Source organism: Chryseobacterium rhizosphaerae, from assembly GCF_003385455.1.
GTDB classification, from domain to species: Bacteria; Bacteroidota; Bacteroidia; order Flavobacteriales; family Weeksellaceae; genus Chryseobacterium; species Chryseobacterium rhizosphaerae.
Window position 1 is genome coordinate 1 of the sequence record NZ_QNUF01000029.1, and the last position, 18,698, is coordinate 18,698.

Below are 18,698 nucleotides of genomic sequence, written 5' to 3' on the forward strand. Positions count from 1 at the left end.
TATAAAAAATTTACATAGAAATTATTATCTATTAAATTAGAGACGTTTTCATAGTGTTGTTGAGATATGGTAAAAGAACCATTGATATCAATATAATGTTCTATTGAAGACCTGAATACATTATATGACGATGAAGATAAGAAGCTTATCAAAGCAAAAGCATGAGATAGGAAGGACAATTGATAATTCTATTGACCGAAGTTTAAATGCACATCAGTTTTTTTCAATGGAAAAAATTGATAATGATAATTATTTCCTTATTAAGAACAGATGTAAAGTTTATCTAAAGAATTATGCTTCGCAATTACGGGAGCAAAAAAGGTCAAACCATAAAATATTAGGTTGTAAAAGTTTGATATATATATTCTTATATGTAAAAAAAAGAGACAACTATCAATAGTTGTCTCATTCAGTGACTCGACAGGATGTTATCCAAGCTCTTTTATTATTGACATTGAAAAGATATTAGAAATAGGTGCTTGATTAATAGGTTTTTGTGTATCCTAGCAGACTTTGTAGGATGTTTGATGCGAAGCGATCACATAGTGAATTTGGCAACCATCAAAATTTATAATGAAATGAGACCCCATTTTTCAAACCATAATTTAACTCCAAATCAAATGCATAATCAATCAGAAATCAGGATGAAAACCTATAAAAGCAAAAAGAAATTTGCTCTGGTTTAATTATTTATTTTTGTCCTTTGATGTATATCGGATTTTCAGGACTAGTCATATTCCCGATTAACCTTCAATAAATTCCAAAAGATCTTTATTAATCGTTGCAGCTTCGGTAGTTGGCATTCCGTGAGGAAAACCAGAATATGTTTTTAAAGTTCCGTTTTTCAACAATTTTATAGATTTCAACGCGGCATTTTGATAAGGTACAATCTGGTCATCCTCACCGTGAAGGACCAGAACCGGAATATCAACATTTTTCAAATCTTCTGTAAAATCAGTCTCAGAAAACGCTTTGATCCCGTCATAATGAGCTACAATTCCGCCCATCATTCCTTGTCTCCACCAGTTTCTCTGTACGCCTTCTTTCACGTCTGCACCTTCTCTGTTATAGCCGTAGAATGGGAAAGTCAAGTCGATGTAAAACTGTTGTCTGTTGTTCAAAGTCTGGTCTCTGATGCCATCAAAAACAGACATCGGAACACCATCAGGATTGCTGTCGCTTGCTACCATAATTGGTGGCACTGCACTTATTAAAACTGCTTTTTTAGCTCTTCCGGTCGCATATTTATTCACATAACGAATTACTTCGCCGCCACCAGTTGAGTGACCGATGTGAACTACATCTTTCAAATCTAAGAATTCTACCAATTCAGCTGCGTCAGAAGCGTATTGCTCAATGGTGTGATTGTAAATATCCTGACTAGAACGGCCATGACCTCTTCTGTCGTGCGTCACCACTCTGTAACCTCTTTGCAGAAAGAAAATCACCTGTGCATCCCAATCGTCTGATGATAAAGGCCATCCGTGGTGAAACATCAAAACTGGTCCTTCGCCTTGGTCTTTGTAAAAAATCTCTGTTCCGTCTTTTAATTTAAGTGTGCTCATTGTTTTAATTTTTTAATGTTGTGATTAATTTATTTTAATATTTTGTTGTCTTAATTCTTCAGCAAATGTAGGATGGTTCAATCCATTTCTCGTTAATCTAGTTTAATATCGTACATTTTTGATAATTTTATTTTGGGCAGCTTTATCCACCTTCCGTTCCCGCTTTTTTTGTCATTGCGAACAAAGTGAAGCAATCTGTAGAACTTTTGCACAATCGCCATGACAAAAAAGAGCTCCACTCAAGCCGGGCTGCAGATTCGGTGTAAAATAAGGTTCAACCTCAAAAGAAAACTTAAGTGTTCCTATCTGCGTTCTGATGGAAACTTATATTTACTTAAGTGTTAAAAGCTTCCTTGGTTTCAGTTTCCAGTATTCTCCCTCAAAAGCTCAAACAAATCTTTTGCGCCACCATCAAATTTCTTCCCATTCACAAAGAAAGAAGGTGTACCGTTCACGCCGCTTATGATGCCGCTTTCGAAGTCTGAATCAACTTTCTCAGCCAACGCAGTATCTTCCAAATCCTTTTCAAATTGAGGAATATTCAGTTTTAATTTCTCTGCCAATCTCATCAGCAAGTTATTATTCAAATCTTGCTGATTTTCATAAATCGCATCGTGCATTTCCCAGAATTTCCCTTGCAGATTGGCTGCTTCCGTTGCTATGGCTGCTGGCCTCGCATACTGATGCATCTCAGATAATGGGAAGTTTCGGAAAACGAATTTGATCTGACTTCCAAATTCTTTTATTAACTCTTTCAGAACCGGATAAGCAGCGCCACAGTATGGACATTGGTAATCGCCGTATTCTACGATAACTAAATCGGCTTCTGAGTTGCCTTGTGCGTGGTCAGCCTGGCTGACGTTTGGTTTTAGTGACATAATTTATTTTGTGTTAAGAGTTTCTAAAGCCTCTAGAATTCCTTCTGCGCCAGGGTTGATGGCTGTTGGTGACAGATAACTCCATTCGATAATGCCATCTTTGTTGATGACGAATAAGGCACGTTTACATTCGCCTTCTTCGTCATCATAAGCACCATATTTTTTTGCGATTTCTCCTTTAGCTTCAAAGTCTGCGAGTAAGGGAAAATGTAAATTTCTTGACTGTGAGAATGCAAGATGACACCATTTGCTGTCGACAGAAATTCCGAAAATTTCTGCATCATATTTTTTGAAAAATTTCAAAGTTTCATTATACAACGCCATCTGGTCGCTGCAAACCGGACTCCAGTCTGCGGGATAAAAAGCGAGGATGACATTCTTCCCTTTGAATTCTGATAATGTAATTTTCTGGTCTGGCGTTGCGTACAATGTGAAATCTGGGGCAACATCATTTTTCTGTAACATAATATTAGTTTTTAGGGTTAATTTTTGAAATCAATATTCCGCAAATCATTAGTAACAATGCAGGAATCATCAAAGTCCATTTTCCAAAATAATCGAGTAGGAAAGGAGCGATAAATGAACCGGATAAAAATCCTATCCACAAAAACAAAAGATGAATGGCGTTAGATTGATATTCTGCTTTTTCCGCCTTATCATTAGTCATACTTAGCATTGCGGTATTTCTTGCCAAACTGTTCAAAGTTCCTGTCACGAAGTCTGTGTTCACCTTTTGGTTTCCGACGGAAGTTACAATCGTGTTCATCATTCCCATTGAAAATCCGACAATTGTGATGGATGATAGTGTATTGATATTAAAGAAATAAGCAATAATGGTGTACAAAATCAGAATTCCGGAAACCAAGTAAAATATCAATCTTTGGTTCTTTATTCTCCTCGATAATGACAAACAGGTTCCTGCGTAAATTCCTGATATAAAACTACCTATGACAGTAATTGATGTGATAACGATTTCCAATTTATCTGTTGAAAGCGACGCTCCCAGTGAAGTTGTATTTCCGCTCATAAACGAAACGTAGGTTTTCCATTGAATCAGTCCTGTTGCATCAATATAACCCGCAATCAAAGCTAAAAATATCGCCAATCTCTCTTGCATCTTAATCGAATGAGATGAAACGGAAATGTTTGTTTTGATGACAGAATTATCCATTATTTCGAGAGATTTAGTTTTAATCTTATTTAGGTTGAATGAAAACTTTCTCAGTCGGGAATTTTTCAATTTCACCTTCTTTCAAACCGAAATTAGTAATAACAACATCCTTTGGATTTCCAGCCAGCCATTCGCTCAAATCAATCGATTCATATTTTCCGCTGTTGAAACCTATCAGAATTCGACAAACCGTGTCGCCTGTATTTTTGATGTAATGTCCGGCTCCCATTGGAACGTAACCCACGTCTCCTGCATTAAATCGCTCTGTAACACAGGTAGATTCGGCCAAGAAAACTGACATTTCTGCTTGCCCAGAAATAAAATATTGCCATTCGTCTGCATTCGGATGCCAGTGCATTTCTCTCAAAGCGCCCGGCTGAAGTTCCAATATAGAACCCGACATTGTACTGCTGATAGGGAATTCCTTACTCGTTACCAATCTCTGTAAACCTCCACCTGGAACAATTCTTGGCTGTTGAGAATGCAAAGGATAACGATGGAAGCTCGTTAATTCTATATCTGATTCATCAGGTCTTGCAGCTGCAACAAATGACATTTCATCTGGAACAACTCCCGCTGCGAAGTAGGCTTCTTTCTGAGGTAAAGCGACTACTTCTTCTAAAGTTAAACCTAGATTCTGAGCCACAATTTCTGGAGGTACAGATGAAACAAAATCAGTAACACTGAACGTATGGTCTTCGGAAAAATTACCGTTATCAAAAATCAAAATGAAATGACATTCTTCTGTTCCTGTCGCCTGAATCGAGTGACCGTAACCTTTTGGAAAATACCAAACGTCGCCTGGCTCAAAATTATCTGTATAACTATGTCCATCCGGATGAATGATCGTGGTACGAACCGTTCCGGAAATCACATATGCCCATTCTGCGGCGTTAGCGTGCCAGTGTAATTCTCTCATACTTCCCGGTTGCAATCTCATAGAAACACCTGCAATGCCTATAGAAGCTGGGAAATCTTTTACGGAAGCACCTCTTGTAGTTCCGCCGTCGTTGGTTCTTGGTTCTTTTTTTTCTAATTCGTATTTGAAACTTAATGATGCAGTATTCATAATGATAAGTTTTTGTGATTAATGATAATTTGTCTTTATTTCTACTGTAAAGCTACCCAGGAATCAAAGGATTTCGAAGTGGTTTTCGGTGAATGGGCAAAATGAGTCGACGGGAAATTGAAAGGAGTAGTTGATGAATTGTTAGGATGCCGCGAATGCACGAGTTTTTTTTAAATCAAAATATACTTTCAATAAATTAATTCGTGCATTCCTTGCCGTTATCAGATGAAAAGAGACAGATTCGATATTCATCTTTTTACTTTAAAGAACGATATTATTTAAAATAATTTAAAAAAAACAAACCCTTCCCAATTTGACTTGAGAAGGATGATTATTTAAATTAGAAAAATTTATTGCAAGGATAGATATGTTTTTTTTGAAGGTACCGTGTAGTAAACAGAAATCAAAACACCTGGAATCAACATTGAAACCAATCCGAACCAATCCGAAATCAAATTGCCAAAGATGCATCCAATCAAAAAACCTGTCAGAAGCACCAATGATTTCTTTATTTCTACTAACTTTTCAAGGGTATGTTTTGTAGAGATGTATGAGAAAAAATCAAGAATGGCTTTGGTCACATTGCCCGTCATTACCGTCGTTGGGGCAAAGGCGGAATTGGTGTATAAACGGGTCGCCGTATTTTGGATACCCATCGAAAAAACAATCAGCATCAGCATAGAATGGTACACAAATCCTGTTGCAATCTGATTTTGTTTTAATAAAAAAGCGATACAACCTGCACCAATCAAAAATATGCCAATGGATTCAAATATTCCTTTTTCATTCTTATAAAGGCTATCTATTTTTCTGGTTAAGATGACCGCCAGTATGAAAACGGGAAAGACTGATGAGATTGATAAAATCATGCAATTGCGGACGGTTCGATAATTTGTACGCAAAAACCACAAAATTTCCTGTAATATGAAGGTACTTGTGTCCACAAAACCTGCACTGAAATTCATAATTAGAGACGAATAGAAGACAGTATCTCTTTTCATTGATTATCAGTTTAATTTTTTTATCTCACAAGAATAACCTTTCCTGTATGCGAACCGTCTTCAAGCAATCGATGTGCTTCTGCAGCCTCTGAAAAAGGAAACTTTTTATAAATAACAGGTCTGAACTTTTTAGATTCAATCAAAGGCCAGACATTTTTCTGAATCTCTTTGGCCAATTGTTTTTTGAATTCATATTCCCGGCTTCTCAAAGTACTTCCTGTGACAGTAAGGCGCTTGGTCATCACTTTCCAGATGTCCAAATCTACACGACTACCACTTACCGCATTGATGTGAACCAATCTTCCCTCAGGTTTTAGAATATTAATGTTTTTGGCCAAATAATCACCGCCAATCATATCCAAAATGACGTCGACACCTTCATCTTGAAGTTGAGTTTCAAAATTCTGAGTTTTATAATTAATGTAAGAATCTGCGCCAAGTTCAAGACATTTCTGGCCTTTTTCATCGGAACCAACCGTAACAATTACTTTTGAACCCAAAGCGTGAGCAATCTGAATTCCCGTGATTCCAATCCCGCTGTTTCCACCGTGGAGCAAAAGGGTTTCTCCACGTTGAAGATTTCCTCTCTGAAAAACATTAGACCAAACCGTAAAAACCGTTTCCGGTAAGCTTGCCGCCTCAGCAAAATTTAAACCTGAAGGAATTGGTAAACATTGACCTTGTCTCACAGAGACATATTCTGCGTAACCGCCACCTGCAAGAAGTGCACAAACTCTGTCTCCAATGGTAAAATCGACGACAGCAGGTCCGCATTTTACAATGGTTCCTGCAACTTCCAAACCTGGAATTTCTGAAATAACACCTGCAGGAGAAGGATAATTGCCTTCTCGCTGGAAAACATCCGAACGGTTGAGTCCGGCGGCTTTCACTTCGATTAAAACTTCATCCCCGGATATTTCGGGAGTAGGATATTCTTGTAATTTCAATACTTCTGGAGCACCATATTTTTTGATAATGATTGCTTTCATTTTTTTTAATTTTAATTTAGATTAATTTCAAACTCTCTTCCATGTCAATTTATGAATCACCAACCTTGAATTGCTGGTGAATGGTTTCTCACTTTCAATATCCAGAAAACCATCTTTAAAGATAACGATTCTATTCTGCGTTTGTCCCGTCCAGTTTGGGAAAAGCGAGATGTACATCGTGTGGCTCACCAACTGTTTTTCATCGTCCGTTTTGAATGGCCCCGAATACGCAAGATAGGTTGAACCTTCTTGCGTGGCATTGGTCCAATGTTCTTGATGAAAGTTTTCCCGGTGCGTATCCATAATTTGTGCCGACATATAACCGTCTGGATTGTAAATAATCAAACCTTTCGGATGTTCACCCATCGGATGGGTAATTTCTCCACCGTTGACAGGAACTTCGATGAGTTCTACCAAGGTCCAGGTTCCTACAAGTTTTTCAAAAAGTGTTTCCATAATTTTAAAATGAAATGGGCGTACCGAAATACGTCCATTATATTTTTTTGAATTAGAAAGGTTGATTGTATTTTCCTGTCAACGCTTTGTTTTCGATGCTTTTCGCAAAGTTGGGAGTTTCTTCGTGGTTGTGGGCGTCAGAAGCGGCTTGTCTGGAAGCTGCTGCATCAACAAGATTCACGTTGTGTTCTTTTAAATACTCGAACATTTCAGGAGTGGCTGTTGCGTGGATTTCGTTGGTGTACAATGTCGTGTTATCATCGATTTTTGTGGCTTTCAGTTCCCATAAAACCTGAACCTTTGTACGTCCGCCTTTGGTGATAGAATCTGAAATCGATAACATTCTACAGTAATCCGGACGGTGTTCTACCGCCACATAATGCTGAACCATTAAAGCATCTCCGATTGTTTCGACGTTTAAAGAAACTGGCTCGCCATCATAAGTAGTAGAAATCGCCGCGCCAATGTGCTGCGTTGAGCATCTTTGATATTCAGCATCAGGAAGATTTAATAACCAATCTGCGATGTTTACTTTTTCTATTGGGGCATTGATAATGGCTGTAACTGTAGAGTGAGACAATGCGTTTTCTGGTGTTTGAATAATTTCCATAATGTTTAAAGTTTAATTGTTTGTATATGTTAATTTGATGATGTAAAGCTACATTCAACAAATTTCAAAATCAATTGGTGTTCGATGAACAGGCAAAAGCACTCGGTGGAAAGGATGATATAAAGACTAAGTAAACTAAGTTTTTTAATAAAAGTGAAAGTCATTTGATTATAAAACCTTTGATTTGCGACCAAAGTAAGAGTTGTTTTGTTTCCCGTAAACCGTGTGATACTTCCGCCAAAGTTTTGTAGGTTACAAAAAGGTAGTCGGGAACAATAATAAAAGTATTTTGTTTTCAAACAGGCTGTTTTGAAGAAAAGCAAACTGTGTTTTGGTTTAAGTAAGTTGTTAAGGGAGAATGCAAGTGAGTTTTAGTTTAAACAGACTGTTTGAAGAAAGTTTAAAAATATAAAATCCATCCCAGTTTGCTTGAGATGGATTCTATTTTAAATCAGATTTTCTTTCATTGATAAAGCCATTTTCTAATCAGCTTCGTATAATTCGGCATCACCACATAAATCACCAGAAAAACCAGACAGCCCGTACTTACCAATGTATCAAAATACCTATTGGCAGGAATATTCATTAATCGTAAGGAGGGCAATAACAGCAATTGCATCAGCAATGATAAAGGATAAATGGCAGACCAGGTTGCTAAATATTGTTTCCATCGAACGGGAACTTTGTTGTCTGTTTTTTCTCCATAAAAAAGAAAATCCAGTCCCGATTTGATCTCATAATTATCTTCTTTTGTGAATAACGGATGGGCTTTGTCAATCAATTTTCTTCTGGTATCAGATTCCATCCAATTTCTGAGATTTTCAATCGTATCAAATCGGATAATCACAGTGTAAACAAAAGTCAGATTCGGAATCGGGCGAACGATTTGCCAATTGATAAAACCTTTGGCTCTTTTGGAAACGGGCAGAATTTCATCCAGCCATTTTTCATACTCGGATTGTTTGCCGTCGAGAACATGATGGGTAATAACCACAGATGCACCTTGAGTTTCCATAATTTTTGATTTATAGCTGTTTGAGAAATTGTTTCGCCTCGTCAATTGAAAAATTGAGAATGTTTTTTACTTGTTCTAAATCATTTTGCACTTTCTTATTTTTTTCTTTCGACATTTCAAGTGCTGTGAGATTTTCCTCCAAAACAGGTAAAAGTCCCATTATCGCCACACTTGATTTCAGGTCGTGTGCTCTAAGTTTTACAGTGGTAAAATCCCAGTTTTCGCAAGCGGTTGAAAGATCCTCCAAATGTGGAGGTATATTATCAATAAATTGTTTGGTAACGGTTTGTTCGAAACTTTTATTGCCACCACTTATCAATTGCATATAGGTTAAATCAATATATTTAAATGCTATAGGAGTTATTTCTGGTGATTCTGTTTTCTGCAATCCGAAATTGGTTATTAGTTTAAATAATTCTTCTTCATTTATCGGTTTGGAAATATATTCGTTCATTCCACTGCTCATACATCTTTCGCGTTCACCAGCCAAAGCATGTGCGGTCATTGCAATGATTGGCGTGTTTAGTTTCAGTTCTTCACGGATTGTTTGCGTGGCAACATAACCGTCCATTTGTGGCATTTGGATGTCCATTAAAACCAAATCACAGTCATTGTTTTTGAGAAATTCTACTGCTTCCAAACCGTTGTTTTTGGTATCAAAATCGATATTCCATTGAGATAGAATATGTTTCATCAGACTTTGATTGATAGCGTTGTCATCAACGATTAACACTTTCAAAGGCGCCTTTGTTTTATCTTTAAAATGATCTGTATCAATTTTAGGAATCACATTAAGCTGTTCTTTTGCAATCGTATAAGGAATATAAAAATGGAAAGTCGTGCCTTTCCCTTGTTCACTGACAACTTCAATATCGCCATTTTGCAACTGAATCAGGTTTTTTACAATCGATAATCCAAGTCCGGTTCCTCCATAATTTCTCGTTGTAGAATCTTCTCCCTGATTGAATCTTTCAAAGACTTCACTCAGTTTTTCTTTATCGATTCCGATTCCTGTATCTGAAACTTTGAAACCGATAACAATTTTGCTATCTGATTGTTGTTTATTATAAATTTCTATATTAATTGTTCCATGAGGCGTAAATTTGATGGCATTTCCGATGAGGTTGACCAAAATTTGTGTCAATCTCGTGGCGTCACCATTTAAAGTATCTGGTATCGAAGTATCGATTTTGCTGGAAATCGTTAAGCCTTTTTCTTTGGCTCTTTCCACAAAAAATGTTTCGACAGAATTTACCAATCCATTGATGCTGAATATGCCTTTGGTAATGCGCATCATTCCAGCTTCGATTTTTGATAAGTCTAAAATATCATTAATAATTGCCATCAGATTTTCCCCAGAACGTTGAATTGATGAAACAAATTCTTTGGAAGTTTCATCTAAAGGTCTTTTCTGCAAAAGATTGGTGAAGCCTAAAATTCCGCTTAAAGGCGTTCTGATTTCGTGACTCATATTGGCTAGAAAATTTTCTTTAGTTTGTGCGGCAACCGACGCTTTTTTCTCTGCAACATCCAATTCCTGAATTAACAATCTCTGACGTTTGAACTGACGAAGAATGTGATAACCGACAATTGAACCGCTTAAAATCAAAAGAATCAATAAGGAAATATCATACAATCTTGCTTTTTGTCCCATTGCTTCAGTCTCTTTACTGAGGCTAACCATATGAAGTTTTCTGCTTTCGTAGATTTTAGCAGTGATGGAGGTGATTTCGTTCGAAATTTTTCGAGCTCTTGGATTGGCAATGGAAGTGTTGTCGTCCATATTTCCAAGGGTGTGATAACGGAGCAATAATTTATCCTTCGTTGTCTTCTTTTCCATTGCAAGAACGCTCAATCTGTGAATCAATTTTTCTTCAACGCCGTCTGAATTATCTTTCGAAAGTGAATCGAGGAAGTTTTCTATCTGATTGATTTTTTGGTCGATTCCTTCGAGATGAGTTGTGTCATTGGTCGCAATAGAAGCTCGGATTCTACTTTCAACGCCCAAAATGTCGCGGTCGATTTCACGTAAATGATTGCTGGAACGTAATTCGTTGAGAAGTCGGTTGTTGTTTTGAATGAGTCCTTTGGTATTTTTAGCCGAATTGATTTGAACAGCTATCAATAGGAGAGAGCCCGCAATAAACGTGAGGATAATGAAGTAACTAAACCGTCTGTTTCCCATTACTGAGGATATTTTTTTCATAAGTGTTTGTACTTATTTTGAATTGTTGAAAACGACTTTACAATTTATAAAAAAACACTCCGTCAAAAATTCTTCGAATTTTCGTCACCAGTGCCTTAATATTTTTTATTTATTTAATTCGGCAAATCTCGTTCATCGATTTCCAAAGGAGGGGAATTTGTGCACATCTACCAACATCGAATTACTGCAGCCCGACTTGAGTGGAGATTTTTTTTTTGCTTGTTCTGAGGATCTATTTAATCTGAAATCGTGTGCAAAAAAGATTGGGAGCGGAAGATGGAAATAACTGCCCAATTAATATTCAATTAGAAAACATTCATTCTCGCATTGAGTGCCTTTCTGTAAGCGTCTGCAACGGGAATAAATTTTCCGTTTATCATAATTCCGCCGTCCTGAAGCGTATCTATCTTGCCAAGAGAAACGATGTAAGAGCGATGAACTCTTATGAAATGGTTTTTTGGGAGACGCTCTTCTGCTGTTTTCATCTTGCCGTGAATGGCAAACATTTTTTCCCTAGTGTAGAATTTTACATAATCGCCCATCGCCTCCGCATAAAAAATATCATCCAGCTTCAAACGTCTTGTGATATTGGAATCTCTCACGAAAAGGAACTCATCTTTGGTGACTTCCACATCTTCTTTTCTGCTTTCCAGAATCGATTGTGCTTTGCTCACAGCTTGTAAAAATCTTGCAGGCATCACTGGTTTCAGGATGTAATCTGCGATATTCAGTTCGAAAGCTTCGAGTGCGTAATCCTTATTTGAAGATGTGAAAATAATGATAATGTCTTTCCCTGAAAGGTTTTTGGTGAGTTCTATTCCGGTCATTTCCGGCATTTCGATATCCAAAAATATCAAATCTACCTGATTGTTTTGCAAATGATTGTAAGCTTCAATAGCGTTGGAATATTCGTTGACAATCGTCAAATTCGGAACTTGTTTTGCCAAGTGTGCGAGAGTGGTTCTTGCGATATCGTTGTCATCAACAATCAAGGCTTTCATAGGGATAGTTTATTATGGTTGACACAAATATAATTATTCCTTTTCTTATTTTCTTTAATTTCTGAAGTAAGAACGAATCATCCAGGCCATTTCTTCGTGCGTTTCTATAAGGCTTGTGATGAAGTCGCTGGAGCCGTAATCTTTGTATTTTTCAGCAAAAGGCGTAACATTTCCTCTTAGAAAATCGATGATGCTTTCGTGGTCTTTTAATAAATCCTTCATAAAGCCCAATCCGTCATTGGTTCTCTCGCTGTATTCTGTAAGATGTGTCAATTCTAGATAGATTTTCATTGTAGCAGGTGCATAATGTCCGATTTTTCGTAGACGTTCTGCCACGCTGTCAATCAGTTCATCTAATTGTTTATATTGCTCTTTAAAGAAAATGTGATTGGCGTGGAAGTTATCGCCAGTCACATTCCAATGGGCGTTTCTTGTTTTGATGTAAAGTACGGTTTCGTCTGCCAAAAATTTTGCCAATTGTTCCGCCACAGCTTCTGTGTTTTGCTTTGTAAGTCCGATGTTTGTTTTCATAATAATAGAATTTTAATTGTTATTTTTAATGATATAAAGTTCGGTAGGAGGGATGTTGTTTTTAGAATTTTTTCGTTGAATGGGCAAAATCAGTAGTTAAATTTGGGATAGAAAATATTTTGGTGAGAATATACTAAAATGTACCTATAACTATATCATAACCAAAATTTATGCTTAGAAGATTTTCAAGTCATCAGAAAAAAGTAAAAAAGTGCGCCAACTAAAGACAGTTGGCACAATTTGGTAAACTTGTGATCTCTACTAGCTAAGTAAAATTGCTAAAGCAGGTAAACAAAATAACTGCTATTTTTTTAACAGCATGGGGCTGTCTACTTATAACGTTCAGTAGTCGGTTTTAAATAATTCCACTAATTTGATAGGATAGTTATATATGTCAGTACAAGCTAGTTTTTTATTCAATTGACTCTCCATTTAAGCACGGACTCATGCAGAATTATTCAGTCTCTTACATTTTGTAATTATTTAAGTCTTATGTATTCAAATGTATGAAGATACTTGGAATTATAAAGAATGGAAAGACACTCCCTATTCTTCCATTCAAGAAAAGTTAATTTGAATTTTAATAGCTGAGTGAGAAATATAATTGCACAGGTCAATTATTTAACATATATTTGTAGAATAATAAGGCAACTGCATAATATCAGATTTTAATTTAATCTTACGTGTAATGTCAGCCGCTCAATTTTGTCATTAATATTTTAGGTGTTCTACCTTTTAAGAAGTTCGATTTTCACTCTTAAACTTTATTCATCCAATTTTTTCTCTCAAAAATTATTATTGTTTTGATTTACATCAGGACACAAGGATAATTGATCCTTTAAAACAGAATACAATAATTTTATAATACATATACAATGCAACAAGGAACAGTGAAATTCTTTAACGATGCCAAAGGATTTGGTTTTATTACTCCATCAACAGGTGGTCAAGACGTTTTCGTACATACTTCAGGTTTAGTAGATAACATTCGCGAAAATGATGTCGTAACATTCGATTTACAAAATGGAAACAAAGGTGTTAATGCAGTTAACGTTAAAATAGCGTAACTTCAATTAATAACTATATACGTTATTGAGAGAGCAAATAATTTATTTGCTCTCTTTTTTATTTTAAACTTCTCAGTACATAATTATTTCTGCCTCAGTTCAAATACGTTAAATAGTCCTGCCTCTGGTCCATCTAAAATTTATATACAATACCGTCCCATCTTTTAATATCACATCTTATGGAACAATTAATTATCATAGGTTTGTTAATCACTATCATCCTAATTTTGTGGGATAAGAAGTTTTCAAACTACCATCCTGAGGAAAAAAATGCCGAAACTCAGCTCGAATTACCCTCTATTATTGGAGAAACAAAGAAAGAAGAGAGAAAACCAGTGCCATCTGATGCTGATCAAGGTCAGAAAGAATCTATCGTAACAAATGCAAATAATTTTGATTCAGAAACTAAGGAGGAAGTATTTGAACATATTGCTTCAAGGAAAGAACTTGGCGGCATACTGGTCAAAAATAATGATTGGGATGACGAGGAAGAAGACTGGCAATATCAGGATGATTCTAAAATTGAAAGCTGGTTTGCTACAGGGGTTACCTTCCAGGAATTGAGTACTGCGGGTCAGCTGCTTCAACAGGATTTGCTGGAGCCTGACTTAGAACAGCAAGCAGTCGATATTATTCAAAAAATTCAGGGAACCGAGCTTTTTGATCTTTTAGAGAATTCATTAAGAGATGCTTCAAAAAGAATTGCCAGTTTGTTAAGCTCGAGCATTTCGAATGATGACGAGATCGTTTCTTCTAAGCGAAGTAATTCTTCGGACAGTTTCGATATTAGGGAGTTTGTTTAGGCAAATTCCCTTTTTCAATATTTTTTTAAGACTCAGATCCTACAATCCAAGCCTTGAATTGGACGATATTATATTTAGAGATTTATCTTGTATGGTCAAACAACTCATGCAATTTCTTCTGCAGAACTTTTTTGTCCGGAAGCTGGGTCTTGTATTCAGAGACCATGGTTGGAGACAGACTTCTGCTAAGCGCATATTCTACCACCTCACTATCTTTGTCTTTACAGAGCAGTACGCCAATGCTTGGGTTTTCATTCTGACGTTTGACATCCCGGTCGAGAGCCTCCAAATAAAAGTTGAGCTGTCCTAAATGCTCCGGCTTGAATTTATCAGCTTTCAGTTCAAATGCGACCAGGCATTGCAGGCCTCTGTGGAAGAATAATAGATCAATATAAAAATCAGAATTTCCCACTTGCACTTTGTACTCCTCGCTGATAAAAAGAAAATCTCTACCTAATTCCAGTATGAAATTCTTCATCTGCTGTATCAGTCCTTTTTGGAGATCATTTTCATTAAATGTTTCAGGTAAATTCAAAAAGTCAAAGACATAGCTGTCTTTAAAGGTATTGGCAATGTCTGCGTTGGTTTCTCTCAACAGTGTTGAGAGTTTTGAATTTCCGATCATGGTTCTCTCAAAAAGGCTGCTGGAAATTTGCCTCTCAAGTTCCCTAAAACTGTAATTTTCCTGCTTTGTGAGTTTGATGTAAAATTCTTGTTCTTCAATTGTTTTGCAACGTGAAAATATAGCCAGATTATGGGACCAGCTGATTTCTCTCAACAGTGTTGAGATTTTTGGAAACTCCTTGTAGGTTTCATAAAACTGCTTCATTCTCCAAAGGTTTTTATCCGAAAATCCTTTGATGTCAGGTTCATTGGTCTGGATATATAGAGATAATTCTTTGACCACAGATTGTCCCCATTCACTTAGCTCCATCTTTCTACTGATATATTCACCAATATTCCAATATAAGGTGATCAATTCTGTATTGATTGTTTTGTTTTTTTTGAAATTCCATACAAATTTACAATTAATTATAAACGAATGCTGACACGTGTCTTGTTAGTTTAAAGTCAAAAGATTCCTGATGATGCCATTAGCCTAAAATAATTCCAAGGCTCAGACACCTTTGTCTCATAGTTCCGCAAAGTGCGGCACACCATAACAAATTGATGTGTTTCAATTATGAAAAAACAAAAAAAAAAACTACTGGTATCAGGTTTAACCTTTATAGCAGTAACAGGTGTATTAAAAATACATTTTATCAACAATTGTTATCAGTGATAATTAAAGGAATCATTGAAAAGACTTTGTTTAAATCTAAGCGGCTATAATTTTTATTATAGAATTATTGTTTTGTTCTATGTAAGGTCGTCCAGTTCAAGTTTTAATCGATCAGTTTTTCAATAAGTTGCTTTAATTCTTTCTCATCTGGTATGTATGTGCTATATTTACTTGCAAACAGTTTCTCATTTTCAGACATAACAGAATATTTTACCACTGTTCATCTTTTTCAGTGCACAGGATTATACCAATAGTAGGATTGTCATTATCTCCTTTTTTAAGATCATTGTACTGCTGGTAATCTTAACGGGTATGGTGATAGTTACAATGAATGGTAAAGCGAGGTTTCATAAAAAAGTTCCGCTTTACCGGATATTTTTGCAAGGTTTACCGGTTTTACGACAAGCTTAGCACTTAATAATGAACTTCAACTATATACTAAAGGTGAGGCCAGAGAGATAATACGTGAAAATGTGAATGAAACAAATCCCCAACTTTTCATTACTCTGCAGAATGCTTATCAGGCATATATGAATGCTGGAAATGATATTTATACAGCAAAGAATTCTTCTCCCGGATATATAAGCAGTCTGCTAAAAGAACATGTATTGGTAAATGCTACCCGGAATTATTACAACCTGATGCTTGGTGGGATATTATGCGTTATTATGATCGTTTTATTACTGCCGCAGGTTCATAAGGTAGTACTTAAACTGAAGAAAAGGCAGGTTCCTTATTAGGACCTTAGCAGAGATGTTTTATTTGTTTTTACTAGCAAATTTAAAATCCTGTTTGAAATATAATTAGAATCCAAGTATACTAAAATTATATTCTTGACAAAGTAATATTCTTTTTAATAAGCTTTTATATGTTTTTTACAAAAAAAATGTATATTTGCCCAGCAAAAAAAGAAAATGATATTATCTAACTTAAAAAAGGGAAAGAAACAGTACTTACGTCAAACGTCGTGAGTCATTTTCCTATTGGTTAGAAACTAAATACACACAGGAGCTTGTCATCACGACAAGCTCCTTTTTTTTGAAAAAATTTTAACAATTTAATCTATTATGAAAGTATTGAAATTTGGTGGAACTTCGGTAGGAAGCCCAGAAAGGATCGAACAGTTATTACCCATTATCAGATCTCAGGCTTCGGACAAACATCTGGTTGTTTTATCAGCCGTTTCCGGTACCACAAACGATTTGGTGAAATTATCGGAGCTGTATGAGAACAAGGATATTGAAGGAGCCTACAAACATATTGATGTACTATATGAAAAATATAAAAAATTTGTAAATGAATTATTTAAGACTGAAGCGGGGATTCTGGAAGCTTTATCCTTTATTGATGAAATTTTTGATCTGTTTTATCAGTTCAAAAATAAAAACTTCACTTCCAGTGCGGAACGTATCATTCTTGCCCAAGGTGAAATTATTTCAACAACTCTGTTTCATTTATATTTAAAGGAAAAAGAAATATCGTCCGTATTACTATCAGCATTAGACTTTATGTTGATTGATGAAGATAAAGAGCCCGATATTGACTACATCAGAAAACAGGCAGGTCTTGAAATTGCAAAATATCAGGAAGAAATCCTATTTATTACTCAAGGATACATATGCAGAAATGCTCAAGGTGAAATCGATAATCTGCAAAGGGGAGGTTCTGATTACACAGCTTCATTATTAGGAGCAGCATTGCAGGTAGAAGAAATCCAAATCTGGACGGATATTGATGGATTCCATAATAATGATCCGAGATATGTTCAGAATACAAAATCTATTGCCAGACTCAGTTTTGATGAAGCGGCAGAACTATCATACTTTGGAGCCAAAATCCTCCATCCACAAAGCGTTTTCCCTGCAAGAAAATACAATGTTCCTGTAAGATTATTAGATACAATGAATCCTGCTGCAGCCGGAACGTTGATCTCAGGAGAAATAACCAATCAAAATCAGATTGTAGCAATTGCCGCTAAGGATGGGATCACGGCGATTCGTATTCAATCTTCCCGTATGCTTATGGCTTATGGCTTTTTGAGAAAGGTTTTTGAAGTTTTTGAACGGTATAAAACACCTATAGATATGATTACTACTTCTGAAGTAGCTGTATCGCTTACAATTGACCAAACGGATAATCTTTCTGAAATTATAAGAGAATTGAACTCTTTTTCAGCAGTTGAAATTGACAGTGAACAGTCGATCATATGCATTGTCGGAGATTTTAGAAAAAATAATCACGGATATGCAACTATCGTCTCTGAAGCGCTAAAGCATATTCCAATACGAATGATTTCCTACGGAGGAAGTGAAAATAATATTTCATTATTAGTTCCATCTTTTTTTAGGATAGAGGCCTTAAGGTCATTGCATAACCGATTGTTTTAGAAAAATGAAGTAAGTAGTGAAGCATTATAGAATGATAGGCAAAAACTGTTTTTTTAGCTATTAGAATTGTTACTATTGCTTTTGGAAGCAGTCAATGATGAGACATTTCTGAAAAATGATATAAAGCTGGATTCACGAATAATCATATCAAAATATACCACACAAAAATATATTTCTATAAATAGTGATGAGAAGGGCATATACATTGTTAATGTTAAAGCAGGTTTTTAAGACAAACCTTTGTTTAACACATATCACTTTTATATAAATTTCATTTATCACCTTCCTCTTTCGGGAGGTTTTTTTATGGAGTAAAGATATCCAAAGCCAAATACGATCTCTAGCTACCATTATTGTAAGAAAGCTGACTGATTTTATAATTTAAAATCTGCATAAATTATAAAAGCATAGATATTAAAATGAATGAAGAACTTAATATAATTAATAAAGTAAGAGATAACTTATTTGATTTATATTCTGAAATGGGTATTGCTACTTTATTTTTAATCAGAAAAGGAATTATGAGAAAGTAATAGGACAATATGGAAAGGTTTAAAAAGATAGAGAATTAACCGTTTTTTTGTTAATAAAGTAAAAGAAGTTAATAAGCTTGAAAGTGAAAATACTTACGTTAATCAAAATTATATCAAGATAAGTTTTTAGAATA

The 18,698-nt window shown here is 35.7% G+C and carries 18 protein-coding genes; 4 read left to right on the plus strand and 14 right to left on the minus strand.

Annotated features, from left to right (window positions below):
• Nucleotides 1-743: 743 nt before the first annotated feature.
• The 13 genes from DRF57_RS19450 to DRF57_RS19510 all read right to left on the minus strand — a co-directional run bounded on the left by DRF57_RS19450 (nucleotide 744) and on the right by DRF57_RS19510 (nucleotide 12,492).
• Entirely contained in the window at nucleotides 744-1,565 is an 822-nt protein-coding gene (locus DRF57_RS19450; RefSeq protein WP_115920349.1) for an alpha/beta fold hydrolase, read from the minus strand.
• A gap of 359 nt (nucleotides 1,566-1,924) precedes the next feature.
• A complete protein-coding gene (locus DRF57_RS19455; protein WP_115920351.1) occupies nucleotides 1,925-2,443 on the minus strand; it encodes a DsbA family protein in 519 nt (172 codons plus the stop codon).
• A gap of 3 nt (nucleotides 2,444-2,446) precedes the next feature.
• Complete coding sequence (locus tag DRF57_RS19460; RefSeq protein WP_115920353.1) at nucleotides 2,447-2,908, minus strand: redoxin domain-containing protein; 462 nt, start codon at nucleotides 2,906-2,908, stop codon at nucleotides 2,447-2,449.
• Nucleotides 2,909-2,912: 4 nt separating this feature from the next.
• A complete protein-coding gene (locus DRF57_RS19465; protein ID WP_115920355.1) occupies nucleotides 2,913-3,614 on the minus strand; it encodes a YoaK family protein in 702 nt (233 codons plus the stop codon).
• A 25-nt stretch (nucleotides 3,615-3,639) separates the two neighbouring features.
• Entirely contained in the window at nucleotides 3,640-4,683 is a 1,044-nt protein-coding gene (locus tag DRF57_RS19470; protein WP_115920357.1) for a cupin domain-containing protein, read from the minus strand.
• 350 nt (nucleotides 4,684-5,033) lie between these two features.
• Nucleotides 5,034-5,684 carry a YoaK family protein gene (locus DRF57_RS19475; RefSeq protein WP_115920359.1) on the minus strand — a complete coding sequence of 217 codons (651 nt, stop codon included), beginning with the start codon at nucleotides 5,682-5,684 and terminating at the stop codon, nucleotides 5,034-5,036.
• Between the two features lie 20 nt (nucleotides 5,685-5,704).
• A complete protein-coding gene (locus DRF57_RS19480; protein ID WP_115920361.1) occupies nucleotides 5,705-6,673 on the minus strand; it encodes an NAD(P)H-quinone oxidoreductase in 969 nt (322 codons plus the stop codon).
• Between the two features lie 27 nt (nucleotides 6,674-6,700).
• Nucleotides 6,701-7,129: a lipocalin-like domain-containing protein gene (locus DRF57_RS19485; RefSeq protein WP_115920363.1), complete on the minus strand. Its 429-nt coding sequence runs from the start codon at nucleotides 7,127-7,129 to the stop codon at nucleotides 6,701-6,703.
• Nucleotides 7,130-7,181: 52 nt separating this feature from the next.
• On the minus strand, nucleotides 7,182-7,709 hold the full coding sequence (locus tag DRF57_RS19490) for an SRPBCC family protein (protein WP_228450251.1): 528 nt from the start codon (nucleotides 7,707-7,709) through the stop codon (nucleotides 7,182-7,184).
• 493 nt (nucleotides 7,710-8,202) lie between these two features.
• Nucleotides 8,203-8,754 (minus strand): antibiotic biosynthesis monooxygenase, encoded by a 552-nt coding sequence (locus DRF57_RS19495; RefSeq protein WP_167449390.1) that lies wholly within the window; start codon nucleotides 8,752-8,754, stop codon nucleotides 8,203-8,205.
• Between the two features lie 10 nt (nucleotides 8,755-8,764).
• Entirely contained in the window at nucleotides 8,765-10,960 is a 2,196-nt protein-coding gene (locus DRF57_RS19500; RefSeq protein ID WP_115920369.1) for a hybrid sensor histidine kinase/response regulator, read from the minus strand.
• A gap of 305 nt (nucleotides 10,961-11,265) precedes the next feature.
• Complete coding sequence (locus DRF57_RS19505; protein WP_115920371.1) at nucleotides 11,266-11,961, minus strand: LytR/AlgR family response regulator transcription factor; 696 nt, start codon at nucleotides 11,959-11,961, stop codon at nucleotides 11,266-11,268.
• Between the two features lie 54 nt (nucleotides 11,962-12,015).
• Nucleotides 12,016-12,492, minus strand: coding sequence for a Dps family protein (locus DRF57_RS19510; RefSeq protein ID WP_115920373.1), 477 nt, complete (start codon nucleotides 12,490-12,492; stop codon nucleotides 12,016-12,018).
• Nucleotides 12,493-13,367: 875 nt separating this feature from the next.
• On the opposite strand from DRF57_RS19510, the gene DRF57_RS19515 reads away from it, so the two are divergent.
• Complete coding sequence (locus DRF57_RS19515; RefSeq protein WP_115920375.1) at nucleotides 13,368-13,559, plus strand: cold-shock protein; 192 nt, start codon at nucleotides 13,368-13,370, stop codon at nucleotides 13,557-13,559.
• A 179-nt stretch (nucleotides 13,560-13,738) separates the two neighbouring features.
• Complete coding sequence (locus DRF57_RS19520; RefSeq protein ID WP_115920377.1) at nucleotides 13,739-14,362, plus strand: hypothetical protein; 624 nt, start codon at nucleotides 13,739-13,741, stop codon at nucleotides 14,360-14,362.
• A gap of 82 nt (nucleotides 14,363-14,444) precedes the next feature.
• Here the strand turns inward: DRF57_RS19520 and DRF57_RS19525 are convergent, their stop codons facing one another.
• Nucleotides 14,445-15,398 carry a PDDEXK nuclease domain-containing protein gene (locus DRF57_RS19525; RefSeq protein ID WP_115920379.1) on the minus strand — a complete coding sequence of 318 codons (954 nt, stop codon included), beginning with the start codon at nucleotides 15,396-15,398 and terminating at the stop codon, nucleotides 14,445-14,447.
• A 719-nt stretch (nucleotides 15,399-16,117) separates the two neighbouring features.
• On the opposite strand from DRF57_RS19525, the gene DRF57_RS19535 reads away from it, so the two are divergent.
• Entirely contained in the window at nucleotides 16,118-16,384 is a 267-nt protein-coding gene (locus DRF57_RS19535; RefSeq protein ID WP_123863360.1) for a hypothetical protein, read from the plus strand.
• A gap of 327 nt (nucleotides 16,385-16,711) precedes the next feature.
• Nucleotides 16,712-18,031: an aspartate kinase gene (locus DRF57_RS19540; RefSeq protein ID WP_115920383.1), complete on the plus strand. Its 1,320-nt coding sequence runs from the start codon at nucleotides 16,712-16,714 to the stop codon at nucleotides 18,029-18,031.
• The last annotated feature ends 667 nt before the right edge of the window (nucleotides 18,032-18,698 follow it).